Source organism: Streptomyces sp. NPDC030021, assembly GCF_055574035.1.
The window spans coordinates 353203-368064 of the sequence record NZ_JBVIAH010000003.1; the positions used below are offsets into that span (position 1 = coordinate 353203).

Consider the following 14862-nt stretch of genomic DNA (forward strand, 5'->3'; position numbering starts at 1 on the left):
CGGGGGATCATGGCCTACCTCGACCACGCCGCCACCACCCCGATGCTGCCGGAGGCCGCCGCGGCGATGACCGCGCAGTTCGCCGCCACGGGGAACGCCTCCTCCCTGCACGCCGCCGGCCGCCGGGCCCGCCGTACCGTGGAGGAGGCCCGCGAGGCCTTCGCCGAGGCGGTCGGCGCCCGCCCCAGCGAGGTGGTCTTCACCGCCGGCGGCACGGAGGCCGACAACCTCGCCGTCAAGGGCCTCTACTGGGCCCGGCGCGACGCCGACCCCGCCCGGACCCGGGTCATCGCCAGCCCCGTCGAGCACCACGCCGTGCTCGACGCCGTCCACTGGCTCGCCGAGCACGAGGGCGCGCAGGTCGAGTACCTGCCCGTGGACCGCTACGGGCGCGTCCACGCCGACGCCTTCCGCGAGGCCGTCGAGCGCAACCCCGACGACGTGGCCCTGGCCACCGTCATGTGGGCCAACAACGAGATCGGGACCGTCATGCCGGTCCGCGAACTGGCCGCCATCGCCCGTGAGTACGAGATCCCGCTGCACTCCGACGCCGTCCAGGCCTTCGGTCAGCTCGACGTCCACTTCGGCGACAGCGGCCTCGCCGCCATGACCGTCAGCGGCCACAAGATCGGCGGCCCCTACGGCATCGGCGCACTGCTGCTCGGCCGCGACCAGAGCCCCGTACCCGTCCTGCACGGCGGCGGCCAGGAGCGGCACGTCCGCTCCGGCACCCTCGACGTGCCGGCCGTCGCCGCCTTCGCCGTGGCCGCCGTCCTCGCCGTCGAACGGCGCGAGCGGTTCGCCACCGAGATCGGCGCCCTGCGCGACGAGCTGGTCGCCGCAGTCCGGGCGGCCGTGCCCGACGCCGTGCTCGGGGGAGACCCCGAAGAGCGGCTTCCCGCCAACGCCCACTTCAGCTTCCCCGGCTGCGAGGGCGACTCGCTGCTGCTCCTGCTCGACGCCCAGGGCATCGAGTGCTCCACCGGCTCCGCGTGCACGGCGGGCGTGGCCCAGCCCAGCCACGTCCTGCTGGCCGCGGGCACGGACCCGCAGCTGGCCCGCGGCACCCTGCGCTTCTCCCTCGGCCACACCTCCACCAAGGAGGACGTCGCGGCCCTGGCCGCGGCCATCGGCCCGGCGGTGGAGCGCGCCCGCACGGCGGGCCTCAGCTAGGAGCGTCCAGGGCCGCCCGGATCAGGCCTATGTAGAGGTTCCAGTCCCAGTGGCGGCCGGGATCGGTGTGGTCGGCGCCCTGCACCTCGGAGTGGCCGACTATGTGCGTGCGGTCCGCCGGTATGCCGTACCGGCGGCAGACGTCGGCCGCCAGCCGGGCCGAAGCCGCGTACATCGTGTCCGTGAAGTCCTGCGGGCGGTCCACGAAGCCCACGTGCTCGATGCCGACACTGCGCTCGTTCATCGAGCGGTTCCCCGAGTGGAAGGCCACGTCCAGCTCGCGCACCATCTGCTCCACGTGCCCGTCCCCGCGCACTATGTAGTGCGCCGACGCCTTGTGCCACGGGTTCTTGAAGGCGTCCACCGAGGACTCGAAGCCGCCCTGTGTGACATGCACGACGATCCGGTCCACCCGGTAGTCGGCCGGGCGGTCCGCCTTGCGCCAGTTCGCCGGCGAGGCCGACGTCCAGCTCGCGCCCGCGTGGTCGAGCTCGCCCTCCTTGCGTGGCTTGTCCACACCCGGTATCAGCCACCAGGCACGGCCCATCTCCTCCCGGCCGGCCACCGCCGCCACCGCGAAGACCCCGAGCCCGCCGAAGAGCACGGCCCTGCGGGTCCGCCCCGGCGACTTCTTCCCCTTGTTCCCCTGCTCGACGATGTGATCCACCCCCCGTACCCCGATAACGCGCTGTGACCCCGCTCGGTTCCCCCGTACTCTGGACGGTGCTATGACTGAGAACCTGCCGCGCACCGCCCGTCCCCTTCGCGTCCTGGCCGCCATGTCCGGGGGCGTGGACTCCGCCGTCGCCGCCGCCCGCGCGGTCGAAGCCGGGCACGACGTGACCGGCGTCCACCTGGCGCTCTCCGCGAACCCGCAGTCCTTCCGGACCGGCGCCCGCGGCTGCTGCACCATCGAGGACTCCCGCGACGCCCGCCGGGCCGCCGATGTCATCGGCATCCCGTTCTACGTCTGGGACCTCGCCGAGCGCTTCCGCGAGGACGTCGTCGAGGACTTCATCTCCGAGTACGAGGCCGGGCGCACCCCGAACCCGTGCCTGCGCTGCAACGAGAAGATCAAGTTCGCGGCGCTGCTCGACAAGGCCCTCGCGCTCGGCTTCGACGCCGTCTGCACCGGCCACTACGCGACCGTCGTGCTGAACGAGGACGGCTCCCGCGAGCTGCACCGCGCCTCCGACATGGCCAAGGACCAGTCCTACGTCCTCGGCGTCCTCGACGAGAAGCAGCTCGCCCACGCCCTCTTCCCGCTCGGTGACACCCTCACCACCAAGGAAGAGATCCGCGCCGAGGCCGAGGAGCGGGGGCTGGCCGTCGCGAAGAAGCCCGACAGCCACGACATCTGCTTCATCGCCGACGGCGACACCCAGGGCTTCCTCGCGAACCGCCTCGGCAAGGCCGAGGGCGACATCGTCGACGAGGCGACCGGCGAGAAGGTCGGCACCCACGAGGGCGCCTTCGGCTTCACCATCGGCCAGCGCAAGGGCCTGCGCATCGGCCACCCCGCTCCCGACGGCAAGCCGCGCTACGTCCTCGACATCTCGCCGGTGAACAACACCGTCACCGTCGGCCCCGTCGAGGCCCTCGACGTCACCGCCCTCACCGCGATCCGCCCCCGGTGGTGCGGAGCCGTGGCCGCCGCCCCGGGCACCTACACCGCCCAGCTGCGCGCCCACGGCGGCGAGACCGAGGTCTTCGCCGAGGTCGTGGACGGCGAGCTCCGCGTCTCCTTCACCGAACCGGTCCGGGGCGTGGCCCCCGGCCAGGCGATCGTGCTCTACGACGGCACCCGCGTGGTCGGCTCGGCCACCATCGCGACCACGACGCGGGCCGCCGCCACCGTCTGAACAGCGCCCTTCACGGCATGACGCCGCGGCCCGTCCCCCCGGGCGGGCCGCGGCGCCGTGCTGCCCCGATCAGGCCGCCGGGTACCAGACGGTCCCGTTGCCGCCGTGCTGGGCGAGGGTGGTCGCGATGATCTCGCCCTCCCGGAAGTAGCGCGGGTGCTGCTGCAGGAAGCCGGGGAAGGAGTCCAGGGACGTCGCGTCACAGACCCCGTCGGTTTTGATGCAGTGGCGCTGGACCGGGACGCCGGGGAAGTCCTCCGGCCCGGTGCCGGGGGAGTACGCCACGAACGGGATGAGAACCCCCTGGGGCACCAGGCGCCAGAAACCGGTTCCGGGCTGCATCGGGTCGGAGTAGAGCATGCCGTCGACCCGGTCGCGCGGCACCTCGGTGCCGTTGTCGGCGATCGTCTGGAGCAGCAGGTCGGCGACCCAGGCGCCCTGGGAGTAGCCGGCGATCGTGAAGGTCGCGGTCGGGTCGGTCCGGTAGGCCTCCTCCAGGGCGGCCCGGGCGTTCCAGTAGCCCTGGTTCACGCTGTCGCCGAAGCTCGGTGCGAAGGGGGCCGGTTGTTCGTTGTGGCTGCCGACGAAGGGGCCGCCGCTGGCCACGTAGCAGACCGGAATCGCGATGCCCCCGTTCAGCTGCCGGTTCGCGGCGTCGAAGCTCGTGGTGCACCCGGGTGCGTCCGCGGCCGCCCCGGTGCCGCCGATCTCGATGTAGTAGTGGTTCGCCGGGGCGGCGTGCGCGGTGGTCGGCGCGGCCACGGCGCCGGCGAGCAGGAGGACCGTCGACGCGACGACGGACTTGAGGCGACGGGCGAGCCTGTGCGGCTTCTTGGTGGACATACGAGTCAACTCCCCTTGGGTCAAGGCGGGCACCGCGTCGGGTGCGGCGACCGGCACTCATCGTGGTGTTCGTGCTGGTCGGGGGACCATGCCCGCAACCGGCCATATGTGGCCGGTCGGTGGTGCCCCGTGGTTTGACCGGGATCCGGGAGGACATCGGACTCAAGTGGCAGGGTCGTCGTCGGGTGGAAGGGCGGACAAGTGAGCAGCCGGTTCGGTGCGTTGCTCCGCGGGTTGCGGCACGAGGCGGGGATGACGCAGGAGCAGTTGGCCGAGCGGTCCCGGCTCGGGGTCCGCACCATCCACCGGCTGGAGACCGGCAAACCCACCGACGCCCGGATGGGAACGGTGAAGCAGGTCGCGCACGCGCTGGCCGACGAGCTGAAGCGCGACCGGGACGAGCTCTGGACGGACCTGCTGGCCGCCCACCGCGGCAACGGAGCCGCCGCCGGGGAGGACCTGCGCGCCGCACGTGCTCCCGTACCGGTGCCGGAGCCGCCGGCGAAGGCGCCGGAGCCGGAGCCGGAGCGGGACCGGGCGAAGGCGCCGGAGCAGGCGCGGGAGCAGGCGTCCGCACCGCAGCGTCCGGCCCGGCCGGCGGCGCACCGCACACTGCCGACGTCCCGGGGCGCCCTGGCCGGGGCCGCCGGGGCGCTCGCCCACGACGTCTACGGCCGCTGCATCCGCGAGGAGGAGCAGCGCCGCATCCACGACCCCTTCCCGCTGCCCGTGCGGTGGCGGTCGGCCCCCGCCGACCTGCTGGACCACTGGGACAACATCCGCGGCACCGCGCCCGGAGCCGCCCACGGCCCGCTGTCCCTGGACGGCGGCCTCACGGACATCGCCGACGTCTACCGGCGCGTCCGGTCCGGGCGCCTGGTGGTGCTCGGCCGGGCCGGCTCCGGCAAGACGGTCCTCGTCCTGCGGTTCGTCCTCGACCACCTGGGCGCGCGCTCCGACGCCGAGCCCGTGCCCGTGGTCTTCAGCATGGGATCGTGGGACCCGACCGGCACCACCCTGCGCGACTGGCTGATCGCCCGCCTGCTGCGCGACCACCCGAACCTCGACGCCCGCGCCCCCGGCGGCTCGACCCTCGCCGCCGCCCTCGTGGACGCCGGATGGATCCTGCCGGTCCTGGACGGGTTCGACGAGATGGCCACCGGTCTGCTCGGCGTCGCCCTGCGCGAACTCAACGCGAGCTCGCTGCCGCTGCTCCTGACCAGCCGCACCGAGCAGTTCGCCGAGGCCGTCGGGGTCGAGGTGCTCCGCCGGACCGCGGGCATCGAGCTGCTGGACCTGGACGCCGAGGACCTGGTCCACTACCTGCCCCGCACCGCGCGCCCGAGCGCGCCGGCCGGCCGCGGGGGACCGGACGGCCGGGACGGCGGGGACGGCCGGGCCGCCACCGGGTGGGACCCCGTCCTGGAGCGGCTGCGCACGGACCCGGACGACGGGCCGGGCGCCCGCCTCAGGACCGTACTGAGCACCCCGCTCATGGTCCTGCTCGCCCGGACCGCCTACAGCGACACCCCGGCCCAGGACCCGGCCGGGCTGCTGGACGAGGCCCGCTTCCCGAACCCGGAGGCCATCGAGGAGCATCTGCTGGCCGGGTTCGTGCCGAGCGTCTACCAGCCCCTGCCCCCGGCCGTCCCGGGTGCCCGCCGCGGGCGCAGGCCCCGTAGCTGGGACCCGTACCGCGCCGGGCACTACCTGGGCCACCTCGCCGACCACCTGGACCGGCCCGGGCGCCGCGCGGGCCAGGACCTGGCGTGGTGGCAGCTGCGCGACTCGCTGCGGCTGTCCTCGCGGATCCTGGCCGTCGTCCTCGCCTGCTCCCTGGTCACCGCCGTCGCCGACTGGCTGGTCTTCCCGGCGAAGAACCTGGCCGCGGGCCGCGGAGCCGCGTTCGCCCTGGGTGCGGGCCTGCTGGACGCGGTGCTGTTCGGCCCCGCCGTCGGACTCGCCTTCGGGCTGGTCTACGGGCTCATGGCCGTGCTCGGGATCCGGGCGTTCGAGCCGTCCCGGGTGCGGATGCGGCTGCCCGGCCGCCGCCGGCGGGGCGCCGGACCGTCCTCCCGCAGGTTCGCCACCCTGGTCCCGGCGGGGCTGCTGGGCGGCTTCGTGATGGGCCTCGGGTGCGGGATCGCCTTCACCGTGGGCGCGCAGCTGACGTACGGCGGGGTGCTGGTCAACGCGGCGGTGATCGAGGCGACGGCCGTCAACTGCCTCATGTACGGGCTCACGTTCGCCCTGGCGGGAGGCCTCGTACTCGGGCTCGTGGCCACCCTGGAGACCCCCATCGACCTGGGCCGGGCCGCCACCCCGACGGACCTGCTGGCCGTCAACCGCAGCATCGTGGTGCGCCAGGCACTCTTCCTCGCGCCGATGCTGACCCTGGTGATCGCCTTCGGCGGCCGGCTCCTGACCGAGCTGCTCCAGGGCGTCGTCGGCCCCCTGACCTGGCCGATGGCCGACGGGCTCGCGCTCGGCGCCGTGGGCGGGGTGGCCGGCGCGCTCTCCTACGTGCTGGCGTTCACCGCCTGGGGCCAGTGGGTGCTCCTGACCCGGATCTGGCTGCCGCTGACCGGCCGCCTCCCCTGGGCGACGGTCGCCTTCCTGGAGGACGCCTACCGGCGTGGCGTCCTGCGCCAGGTCGGCGCCGTCTACCAGTTCCGCCACGCCCGGCTCCAGCGCCACCTGCGCGGCCGGCCGGCGGGGCCCACCGGCCAGGACGTGTCGGGCGGAGAGTCACCCGCCCGGTGATCCCCACACCGTCTCCGGGCGGTGGTTCGGCCCGGTGATCGCTGTCCAGCAGAGCCTGCAGAAGATGATGTCGTCGTCCTCGTCGAAGGCGAGATCCGCGGGATGACCCGGTACGGACCTGGCCACCGCGAAGTCGATCGGCGTCTCCATGTAGCAATGCGGGTCGCCCTTGGCCAGCCAGAACGGATCGTCGCCGAAGCCGGGCGGACGTGGGCGGAAGCTGCTGCCTGCCCGGACGAGCGCGTCGACCACCTCGTACATGTGTCGCTGCGAATGCTCCATGGCCCGAGTCTGCACCGGGTCGTCGACGTGAAGATGGGCGGGTGGCCCGACGGACCCGGCCGCCCGCCGTCCCCGGTCACGCCGGGGCGGCGGGCGGACTGCGGCGAAGCTGATCGCCCGGACGGGTCGCGGCCGGTGTGCGCCTCAGGCGACGGTCAGGACGATCTTGCCGGTGGTGCGGCCCTGCTCACCGATCTCGTGGGCCTTCGCGGCCTGCTCCAGCGGCAGCACCGTGTCGACCAGCGGCTTCAGCAGGCCCTGCTCGACGAGCGCCGCGATCTCCCGCAGGCCGCCCAGGTCCGGCTCCACCAGGACCCAGGAGGCGTGCACCCCCTGCGGGTCGGCCGGGAGGGAGTCCGGGCCGGGCAGGGTCACCAGGTGGCCGCCGGCCTTGAGGACCTTCAGCGAGCGCCGCGTGTAGTCCCCGCCGACGGCGTCGATCACGACGTCCACGTCGGCGACGGCGTCCTCGAAGTCCGCGGTGCGGTAGTCGATCACCTCGTCGGCGCCGAGCTCGCGCAGCAGCGCGTGCTTGCCCGCGCTCGCGGTGCCGATCACGTACGCGCCGCGGGCCTTGGCGATCTGCACCGCCAGGTGGCCCACCCCGCCGGCCGCCGCGTGCACCAGCACCCGCTGTCCGGCGCTCACCCCGGCCGTGTCCACCAGGGCCTGCCAGGCGGTCAGCGCGGCCAGCGGCAGCGCCGCGGCCTGCACGTGGTCCAGCGTGGCCGGCTTGGGGGCGAAGTGCCGGGCGGGGCCCGTCACGTACTCGGCGTACGCGCCGGCCTGCTGCGGGAAGCGGGGCATCCCGTACACCTCGTCGCCCACCCGGTACAGGGTCACGCCCGGTCCCACGGCCTCGACGGTGCCGGACACGTCCCAGCCGACCGCCGGCACCGGGCCCCAGGGGATCAGGGCGCCGCTCTCGCGCGTCTTCCAGTCCACGGGGTTGACCCCGGCGGCGTGGACCCGCACCAGGACCTCGCCCATACCGGGCTCCGGACGCTCGGCCTCGGTCTCGACGAGGACCTCGGGTCCGCCCCACTTGCTGATGACGACGGCGCGCATGACATGTCTCCTTGCTGGGTTCCTGCCGGCCGGTGTCCCGGCCGATGACCTCACTCTCCCCGCTCGCCGGCCCTCGCAGTGTTGGCCGTACGGCCACCATGTGACAGGATCTGGCCATGCATCGAATCGCCGTACTCGCACTCGAAGGGGTCCCTCCGTTCGAGCTCGGCATCCCCTCCCGCGTCTTCGGCAACGCCCAGGACGAGGCCGGGGCGCCGCTCTACGAGGTGACCGTCTGCACCGCCGACGGCCTGCCCGTGACCAGCGACGCGGGCTTCACCGTCGGCGTCTCGGCGGGCCCCGAGGCCCTCGCCGCCGCCGACACCGTGATCGTCACGCCCACCCACGCCATGGACGAGCTTGCGCACGGCGCGCCCCTGCCGCAGCCGCTGACCGACGCCCTCGCGGCGATCCGGCCCGGCACCCGGCTGGTCTCCCTCTGCACCGGCTCGTACGTCCTGGCCGCCGCCGGACTGCTCGACGGCCGGCCCGCCACCACGCACTGGCTGCACGCGCCCGAGTTCCAGCGGGGCTTCCCGCGCGTCCGGCTCGACGAGGAGGTCCTCTTCGTCGACGACGGCGACATCCTCACCTCGGCCGGCGTGGCCGCCGGCATCGACCTCTGCCTCTACCTGATCCGCCAGGACCACGGCACGGGCGTGGCCAACCGGGCCGCGCGGCTGTGCGTGGTCCCGCCCTGGCGCGACGGCGGCCAGGTCCAGTACATCGACCGCCCCGTCCCCGAGCCGACCGTCGCCACCACCACCGCCACCCGCGCGTGGGCCCTGGAACGCCTCGCCGAACCGGTCACGCTCGGCGAGCTGGCCGCGCACGCCCGGATGAGCCTGCGCACCTTTACCCGCCGGTTCCGCGACGAGGTCGGCATGACCCCGGTGCAGTGGCTCACCGCGCAACGCCTCGAACTGGCCCGCCACTTGCTGGAGTCCAGCGACCTGCCGGTCGACCTGGTGGCCCACCGCGCCGGCTTCGGCTCGGCCAACTCCCTGCGCCAGCACATGCGTTCCGCCCTCGGCGTCTCGCCGATCGCCTACCGGCGCACCTTCCAGCCCGCATCGGCATGACCCGGGAGGTAATCGCCGGCGGGGCCGCGCGCTGACAGGATCGGATCAACGGGCCCGGACCGACGGGCCGGTCGACAGGGGAGCAGACCATGACCGCGTACGCCGTCGCCCACATCCGCCCCGAGACGATGAACGAGGACATCCTCACGTACATCGAGACCATCCAGTCGACGATGGATCCCTTCGGCGGCCGCTTCCTCGTCCACGGCAAGGAGGTCGAGGTCCTGGAGGGCCCGTTCCCCGGCACCGTCGTCATCATCGGCTTCCCCGGCATCGAGCGGGCGCGCGCCTGGTACGCCTCCGACGCCTACCAGGCCATCCTCCCGCTGCGCACGAACCACATCGCCGGCGAGGTCATCCTGGTCGACGGCGTCCCGGCCGGCTACGACGCGAAGAAGACGGCCGCCGCCCTGCGCGCCGAAGCCGGCCTCTGATGGGCAACCGGGCCACCTTCGTGACCGTGGGCGCCGAGGGGTACGAGCGCCGGAGCTCCTCCTTCGGCGCCGTCGGCCTCGATCTCGACCTGCTCGGCGGCCCGGAGGCGGTCCTGCCCCTCGTCCTCGGCCACCGGTTCGAGGCAGGCCCCTGGTACGACGACGACATGTGCGAAGCGGGCGCCCTGATCGACCCCTCCCGCAGACTGCTCCTGGTCTTCGCCCAGGAAGGCCCGTCGGTGGCCATGCTCACCCGCGCGGCCTGGTGGCGGCTGCTCGGGCTCGCCTGGCCCGGATGGGAGCTCCGCTGGGTGTACGACGGCCAGAGCGGCCTGCGCGCCCACCTCGGCCTGGACCCGGGGCACGAACGCGACACCCTGTACCCCGGCCCGCCACTGGAGGCCGACGACGAGGAACTGGCCGGTCCCGACCCGATGGCCGCCGTCGTCACGGTCGGATCCGGCCGCTGCCACGTCCTCGCCCACATCGACGACCATCCCGTGGCCGAGGGCCCGGCGGCGCTCCTCGACCGGCTCTCGGACGCCCCCGGCCACGCCGGGTACGCGGGCCGCGCCGAGGCCGGCATCCACGTCGACCCCGGGGCCCGCAGGGTCGGCTGGTGGCTGACCGGAATCGTGCCCCACGCCGGACGGATGGCCGCCCGCTGGCCCGGCTGGACCGTGGAATTCTGGGCCGACCGCTGGAGCGAGCACGCCCGGTCGGCCCCCGGCCTGTTCACCCCGCCGACCGGCGACCCGGAGGCCGCGCTGGACGCCGTACGCGACGAGGCGCTGGAGCGCTGGGCCGAACCGCGTGCCGACCGGCGGGCGCAGCTCGTCGCCGCGCACCCGCGGACGGTCATCGGCACCGGCTTCCCGCCCGCCGTCACCGCGCAGCGGGCGGCCCTGGCGCGGGCGGTCGTCGAGCGGGCCCGGCGGGCCGCCGCAGCCGGCTGAGCGCGCGGCGCGCGGGCGGCCCGTCCGCGCCGGGCCGGACCGCCGGGACCGGGAGTCCCGGGGCGAGCCGCGGCACCGGGGCTTCGCCCTCCCCGGCACGCGGGACCTGCGAGCATGGGCGGTATGGCTACTCACTTGATCACCGGTGCCGGCTCCGGCATCGGCGCCGCCGTCGCGGCCCGGCTGCACGCCCGCGGCGACGACCTCGTCCTCCTCGCCCGGGACGCCGGCCGTGCCCGCGAGCTCGTCGACCGTTACCCCGGCGCCACGTCCCTCGTCGGCGACCTCGCCGACCCCGACCGGCTGTCGTGGGCGTTCTCCAAGCAGGCCGTCCCGGAGCGGATCGACTCCCTGCTGCACATCGCCGGGATCGTCGAACTCGGACCGGTCGGTGAGCTCCGACCCAAGACCTGGCACCAGCAGCTCAACGTGAACCTGATCGCCCCCGCCGAGGTCACCCGGCTGCTGCTGCCCACCCTGCGCGCCTCCAAGGCCACCGTCGTCTTCGTGAACTCGGGCGCCGGTCTGACCGCCCACGCCGACTGGAGCGCGTACGCCGCCTCCAAGCACGGGCTCAAGGCGCTCGCCGACTCGCTGCGCGGCGAGGAGCGGGCCAACGGCATCCGCGTCACCTCCGTCTACCCGGGCCGCACCGCCAGCCCCATGCAGGCCAAGGTGCACTCGCAGGAGGGCAAGGAGTACGACCCGGCCGCCTGGATCGACCCCGAGTCCGTGGCGACCACGATCGTCATGGCCATCGACCTGCCCCGTGACGCCGAGGTCAACGACCTGAGCGTCCGGCCGGGCCGATGAGCGCCGGCGCCACCGGCGTCGGATCGCTGCCCGGCGGCGACGCCCGCGAGGCAGCGAAGACCGTCACCGGGTCCTTCGAGGAGTTCCCCTACCTCGCCGAGCTGCCCGCCCGCGGGCCCGGCGCGGACATGATCGGCCGGTCCCTCGGACTGCTCGTCGACATGTACGCCCACGTCGAGCCCAGCGGCTGGCGGATCAGCGACCGCCCGGGCCGGGACTCGAAGCGGGCCCGGTCCTGGCTGGGGGAGGACCTCGACGCGCTGGAGGAGTTCACCCAGGGGTACACGGGGAAGCTCAAGGTCCAGGCCGTCGGACCGTGGACGCTGGCCGGCGCCCTGGAACTGCACGGCGGCGAGGCCATGCTCCAGGACCCGGGGGCCTGCCGGGACCTGGCCGGATCGCTGGCCGAGGGCCTGCGCGAGCACCTGGCCGACGTGCGCAAGCGCATTCCGGGGGCGGAGGTCGTGCTGCAGCTCGACGAGCCCTCGCTGACGGCCGTACTGCTCGGCCGGGTCCGCTCGGCGAGCGGCTACCGCACCTACCGCGCCGTCGACCGGCAGGTGGTCGAGGGTGCGCTGCGCGACCTGTTCGCCATCCACGACGGGGAGGTCGTGGTGCACTCCTGCGCGCCCGAGGTCCCCTTCGGCCTGCTCCGCAGGGCCGGTGCCACGGGGGTGTCGTTCGATTTCTCTCTGCTCACCGAGCGCGAGGACGACGCCATCGGGGAAGCGGTCGAGAGCGGCACGAAACTCTTCGCCGGAGTGGTGCCCGGCACCGACGCCCCGTTGTCGGACCCGGGCGGTAGCGTCATGGGTGTCAGGAAGCTTTGGCGCAGGCTGGGGCTGGCCCCGGGGACTCTGGCGGAGTCCGTCGTGGTCACCCCGTCGTGCGGTCTGGCGGGCGCCTCGCCCGCCTACGCCCGCGCGGTGCAGGCGCATTGCGTCAGGGCGGCGAGGTCGCTCGCCGACAACCCTGAGTGACGGTTGAAGACGGGCCACGGGAGGACACGGCATGGCAGCCGAACAGCAGGACACGGCAGTACCGACGGCGGTGCGTGATCAGCACGCGCTGCTGGCGGAGCAGGTCGAGGAGCACCGCTTCCGGTACTACGTGAACGACCAGCCGGTCGTCAGCGACGCCGAGTTCGACCAGCTGCTGCGCTCGCTGGAGGCACTGGAGGAGCAGTACCCGGAGCTCCGTACGCCCGACTCGCCCACCCAGAAGGTGGCCGGGGCGTACGAGACGGACTTCGCCTCCGTCGAACACCGGGAGCGCATGCTCTCCCTCGACAACGCCTTCGACGACGAGGAACTGGCGGCCTGGGCCGAGCGGGTGGCCCGGGACGTGAACACCTCGGACTACCACTACCTGTGCGAGCTGAAGGTGGACGGCCTCGCCGTCAACCTCACCTACGAGAACGGCCGTCTCACCCGGGCGGCCACCCGCGGCGACGGCCGCACCGGTGAGGACATCACGCCCAACGTCCGCACCATCGCCGAGATCCCGGACCGGCTCAAGGGAGACCGGATCCCGGCCCTGGTCGAGATCCGCGGCGAGGTCTACTTCCCGATGGAGAAGTTCGAGGAGCTCAACGCGCGGCTGGTGCAGGCGGAGGGCAAGCCCTTCGCCAACCCGCGCAACGCGGCGGCCGGTTCGCTGCGGCAGAAGGACCCCAAGGTCACGGCGAGCCGCCCGCTGCACATGGTCGTGCACGGCATCGGCGCCCGCGAGGGCTTCGAGATCGAGCGCCAGTCGCAGGCGTACGAGCTGCTGCACGAGTGGGGTCTGCCGACCGCACAGCACAACAAGGTGGTCGCCACCCTGTCCGAGGTCCGGGAGTTCATCACGGACTTCGGCGTGAACCGGCACTCGGTGGAGCACGAGATCGACGGCGTGGTCGTCAAGCTCGACGAGATCGCCCTCCAGGGCCGGCTCGGCTCCACCGCGCGCGCCCCGCGCTGGGCGATCGCCTGGAAGTACGCGCCCGAAGAGGTCAACACCAAGCTGATCGACATCAAGGTCGGTGTCGGCCGCACCGGCCGCGTGACCCCGTACGCGCAGGTGGAGCCGGTGAAGGTGGCGGGCTCCGAGGTCGAGTTCGCCACCCTGCACAACCAGGAGGTCGTCAAGGCCAAGGGCGTCCTCATCGGGGACACCGTGGTCCTGCGCAAGGCGGGCGACGTCATCCCCGAGATCCTCGGCCCGGTGGTGGACCTGCGCGACGGCACCGAGCGGGAGTTCGTGATGCCGGCGATCTGTCCCGCGTGCGGGACGGAGCTGCGGCCGATGAAGGAGGGGGACATCGACGTCCGGTGCCCCAACGCCCAGACCTGCCCGGCCCAGTTGCGCGAGCGGCTCTTCTACCTGGGCGGCCGGCAGTCCCTGGACATCGAGAACTTCGGCATGGTGGCGGCGGCCGCGCTGACCGGCCCGCTGGAGCCGGCCCGGCCGCCGCTGCTGGACGAGGGCGACCTCTTCGGCCTGACCATCGAGCAGCTGCTGCCCATCAAGGCGTACGTCCTGGACCCGGACAGCGGGCTGCCCAAGCGGGACCCGAAGACGGGCGAGGAGAAGATCGTCACGGTCTTCGCCAACCAGAAGGGCGAACCGAAGAAGAACGCCCTGTCCATGCTGGAGCACATCGCCGCCGCCAAGGACCGCCCGCTCGCCCGCATCATCAACGGCCTGTCGATCCGTCACGTCGGACCGGTCGCGGCCGAGGCCCTCGCCCGCGAGTTCCGGTCGATCGAGCGCATCGAGCAGGCCACCGAGGAGGAGCTGACCGCCACCGAGGGCGTCGGCGCGATCATCGCCGCCTCGCTCAAGGAGTGGTTCGCCGTCGACTGGCACCAGGAGATCCTGCGCAAGTGGCGGGAGGCCGGGGTCCGGATGGAGGAGGAAGGTTCCGCCGAGGAGGAGGGGCCGCGGCCCCTGGAGGGCCTGACCGTCGTCGTCACCGGCACATTGCAGAGCCACACGCGGGACGGCGCGAAAGAGGCCCTGCAGAGCCTCGGCGCCAAGGTCACCGGATCCGTGTCGAAGAAGACCTCCTTCGTCGTGGTCGGCGACAACCCCGGCTCGAAGTACGACAAGGCCATGCAGTTGAAGCTCGCCGTCCTCGACGACGCCGGATTCGCCGTGCTGCTGGAGCAGGGGCCGGACGCGGCACGCGAGGCCGCGCTCCCGGTGGACGGCGAGGGCGAAGCGCAGTAGTACCGACAGGGGAATCGCCGAGGGGGAGTAGCGAAGGCGAACGGATGCGTGGCGTGCGGCCGTACGGGCGGGCGCACGCCAGGCGCGGCGAACGGTGGTAAACGGCCGGTACAAGGCTGGTCGCAGGGCGGTGAGCTGTCGGATCATCGGACGGGTGACAGGGGGGTCCCGGTCCAAACTCACCCGTTCGGCGGATACCGTACTGATGAGGATGGCTGGGTCGCATTCGGGCAACCACTGCCGACCGCTGCCCCTGGGAGCCTCGCGCGTCCTACTGTTGAGGGGTGCGCCTGTCGTGCACGGCTGCAGGATGCGATTTCGGCCGTGGTGGCATGACATCGGGGCCATCGCGTGACATCGGCATCGCCGGCTG

Annotated in this window: 13 protein-coding genes; 9 read left to right on the forward strand and 4 right to left on the reverse strand. The window is 73.4% G+C overall.

Annotated elements, in window-relative coordinates; all coding sequences use genetic code 11:
• Window positions 1-9 precede the first annotated feature (9 nt).
• The gene (locus ACZ4YL_RS07665; protein ID WP_468114521.1) at window positions 10-1173 is read left to right on the forward strand and encodes a cysteine desulfurase family protein; all 1164 of its coding nucleotides are present in this window, start codon (window positions 10-12) and stop codon (window positions 1171-1173) included.
• Here the strand turns inward: ACZ4YL_RS07665 and ACZ4YL_RS07670 are convergent.
• Entirely contained in the window at window positions 1166-1840 is a 675-nt protein-coding gene (locus ACZ4YL_RS07670; RefSeq protein WP_468114523.1) for an N-acetylmuramoyl-L-alanine amidase, read from the reverse strand. The two genes, ACZ4YL_RS07665 and ACZ4YL_RS07670, sit on opposite strands and share 8 nt — an antisense overlap.
• A 61-nt stretch (window positions 1841-1901) precedes the next feature.
• Here ACZ4YL_RS07670 and mnmA point away from each other — a divergent pair, with 61 nt between their 5' ends.
• Window positions 1902-3035: a tRNA 2-thiouridine(34) synthase MnmA gene (gene mnmA, locus ACZ4YL_RS07675; RefSeq protein WP_030725384.1), complete on the forward strand. Its 1134-nt coding sequence runs from the start codon at window positions 1902-1904 to the stop codon at window positions 3033-3035.
• Between the two features lie 69 nt (window positions 3036-3104).
• Here mnmA and ACZ4YL_RS07680 read toward each other — a convergent pair whose 3' ends face one another.
• On the reverse strand, window positions 3105-3878 hold the full coding sequence (locus tag ACZ4YL_RS07680) for a PE-PPE domain-containing protein (RefSeq protein ID WP_468114525.1): 774 nt from the start codon (window positions 3876-3878) through the stop codon (window positions 3105-3107).
• 201 nt (window positions 3879-4079) lie between these two features.
• On the opposite strand from ACZ4YL_RS07680, the gene ACZ4YL_RS07685 reads away from it, so the two are divergent.
• Window positions 4080-6641 carry a helix-turn-helix transcriptional regulator gene (locus ACZ4YL_RS07685; RefSeq protein WP_468114527.1) on the forward strand — a complete coding sequence of 854 codons (2562 nt, stop codon included), beginning with the start codon at window positions 4080-4082 and terminating at the stop codon, window positions 6639-6641.
• Here ACZ4YL_RS07685 and ACZ4YL_RS07690 read toward each other — a convergent pair.
• Both ACZ4YL_RS07690 and ACZ4YL_RS07695 read right to left on the reverse strand, forming a co-directional pair.
• The gene (locus ACZ4YL_RS07690; protein WP_468114529.1) at window positions 6627-6923 is read right to left on the reverse strand and encodes a hypothetical protein; all 297 of its coding nucleotides are present in this window, start codon (window positions 6921-6923) and stop codon (window positions 6627-6629) included. The two genes, ACZ4YL_RS07685 and ACZ4YL_RS07690, sit on opposite strands and share 15 nt — an antisense overlap.
• 144 nt (window positions 6924-7067) lie before the next feature.
• The gene (locus tag ACZ4YL_RS07695; protein ID WP_468114531.1) at window positions 7068-7991 is read right to left on the reverse strand and encodes an NADP-dependent oxidoreductase; all 924 of its coding nucleotides are present in this window, start codon (window positions 7989-7991) and stop codon (window positions 7068-7070) included.
• A 116-nt stretch (window positions 7992-8107) separates the two neighbouring features.
• Between ACZ4YL_RS07695 and ACZ4YL_RS07700 the strand changes: the two genes are divergently transcribed.
• The 6 genes from ACZ4YL_RS07700 (at window position 8108) to ligA (ending at window position 14489) form a co-directional block, all read left to right on the forward strand.
• Window positions 8108-9073, forward strand: coding sequence for a GlxA family transcriptional regulator (locus ACZ4YL_RS07700; RefSeq protein WP_468114532.1), 966 nt, complete (start codon window positions 8108-8110; stop codon window positions 9071-9073).
• 89 nt (window positions 9074-9162) lie between these two features.
• Window positions 9163-9507 (forward strand): DUF1330 domain-containing protein, encoded by a 345-nt coding sequence (locus ACZ4YL_RS07705; RefSeq protein ID WP_468114534.1) that lies wholly within the window; start codon window positions 9163-9165, stop codon window positions 9505-9507.
• Window positions 9507-10463 carry a hypothetical protein gene (locus ACZ4YL_RS07710; RefSeq protein ID WP_468114536.1) on the forward strand — a complete coding sequence of 319 codons (957 nt, stop codon included), beginning with the start codon at window positions 9507-9509 and terminating at the stop codon, window positions 10461-10463. The genes ACZ4YL_RS07705 and ACZ4YL_RS07710 overlap by 1 nt, the downstream gene beginning before the upstream one ends.
• A 123-nt stretch (window positions 10464-10586) precedes the next feature.
• Entirely contained in the window at window positions 10587-11276 is a 690-nt protein-coding gene (locus ACZ4YL_RS07715) for an SDR family oxidoreductase (RefSeq protein ID WP_468114538.1), read from the forward strand.
• Window positions 11273-12256: a methionine synthase gene (locus tag ACZ4YL_RS07720; protein WP_468114540.1), complete on the forward strand. Its 984-nt coding sequence runs from the start codon at window positions 11273-11275 to the stop codon at window positions 12254-12256. The genes ACZ4YL_RS07715 and ACZ4YL_RS07720 overlap by 4 nt, the downstream gene beginning before the upstream one ends.
• A gap of 31 nt (window positions 12257-12287) precedes the next feature.
• Window positions 12288-14489 carry an NAD-dependent DNA ligase LigA gene (gene ligA / locus ACZ4YL_RS07725; protein WP_468114542.1) on the forward strand — a complete coding sequence of 734 codons (2202 nt, stop codon included), beginning with the start codon at window positions 12288-12290 and terminating at the stop codon, window positions 14487-14489.
• The last annotated feature ends 373 nt before the right edge of the window (window positions 14490-14862 follow it).

Bases quoted from the DNA above. Each gene is read 5' to 3' on its own strand.
- ACZ4YL_RS07665 (WP_468114521.1), top strand. From the start codon at position 10: ATGGCCTACCTCGACCACGCCGCCACCACCCCGATGCTGCCGGAGGCC.
- mnmA (WP_030725384.1), top strand. From the start codon at position 1,902: ATGACTGAGAACCTGCCGCGCACCGCCCGTCCCCTTCGCGTCCTGGCC.
- ACZ4YL_RS07680 (WP_468114525.1), bottom strand. From the start codon at position 3,878: ATGTCCACCAAGAAGCCGCACAGGCTCGCCCGTCGCCTCAAGTCCGTC.
- ACZ4YL_RS07690 (WP_468114529.1), bottom strand. From the start codon at position 6,923: ATGGAGCATTCGCAGCGACACATGTACGAGGTGGTCGACGCGCTCGTC.
- ACZ4YL_RS07695 (WP_468114531.1), bottom strand. From the start codon at position 7,991: ATGCGCGCCGTCGTCATCAGCAAGTGGGGCGGACCCGAGGTCCTCGTC.
- ACZ4YL_RS07700 (WP_468114532.1), top strand. From the start codon at position 8,108: ATGCATCGAATCGCCGTACTCGCACTCGAAGGGGTCCCTCCGTTCGAG.
- ACZ4YL_RS07705 (WP_468114534.1), top strand. From the start codon at position 9,163: ATGACCGCGTACGCCGTCGCCCACATCCGCCCCGAGACGATGAACGAG.
- ACZ4YL_RS07710 (WP_468114536.1), top strand. From the start codon at position 9,507: ATGGGCAACCGGGCCACCTTCGTGACCGTGGGCGCCGAGGGGTACGAG.
- ACZ4YL_RS07715 (WP_468114538.1), top strand. From the start codon at position 10,587: ATGGCTACTCACTTGATCACCGGTGCCGGCTCCGGCATCGGCGCCGCC.
- ACZ4YL_RS07720 (WP_468114540.1), top strand. From the start codon at position 11,273: ATGAGCGCCGGCGCCACCGGCGTCGGATCGCTGCCCGGCGGCGACGCC.
- ligA (WP_468114542.1), top strand. From the start codon at position 12,288: ATGGCAGCCGAACAGCAGGACACGGCAGTACCGACGGCGGTGCGTGAT.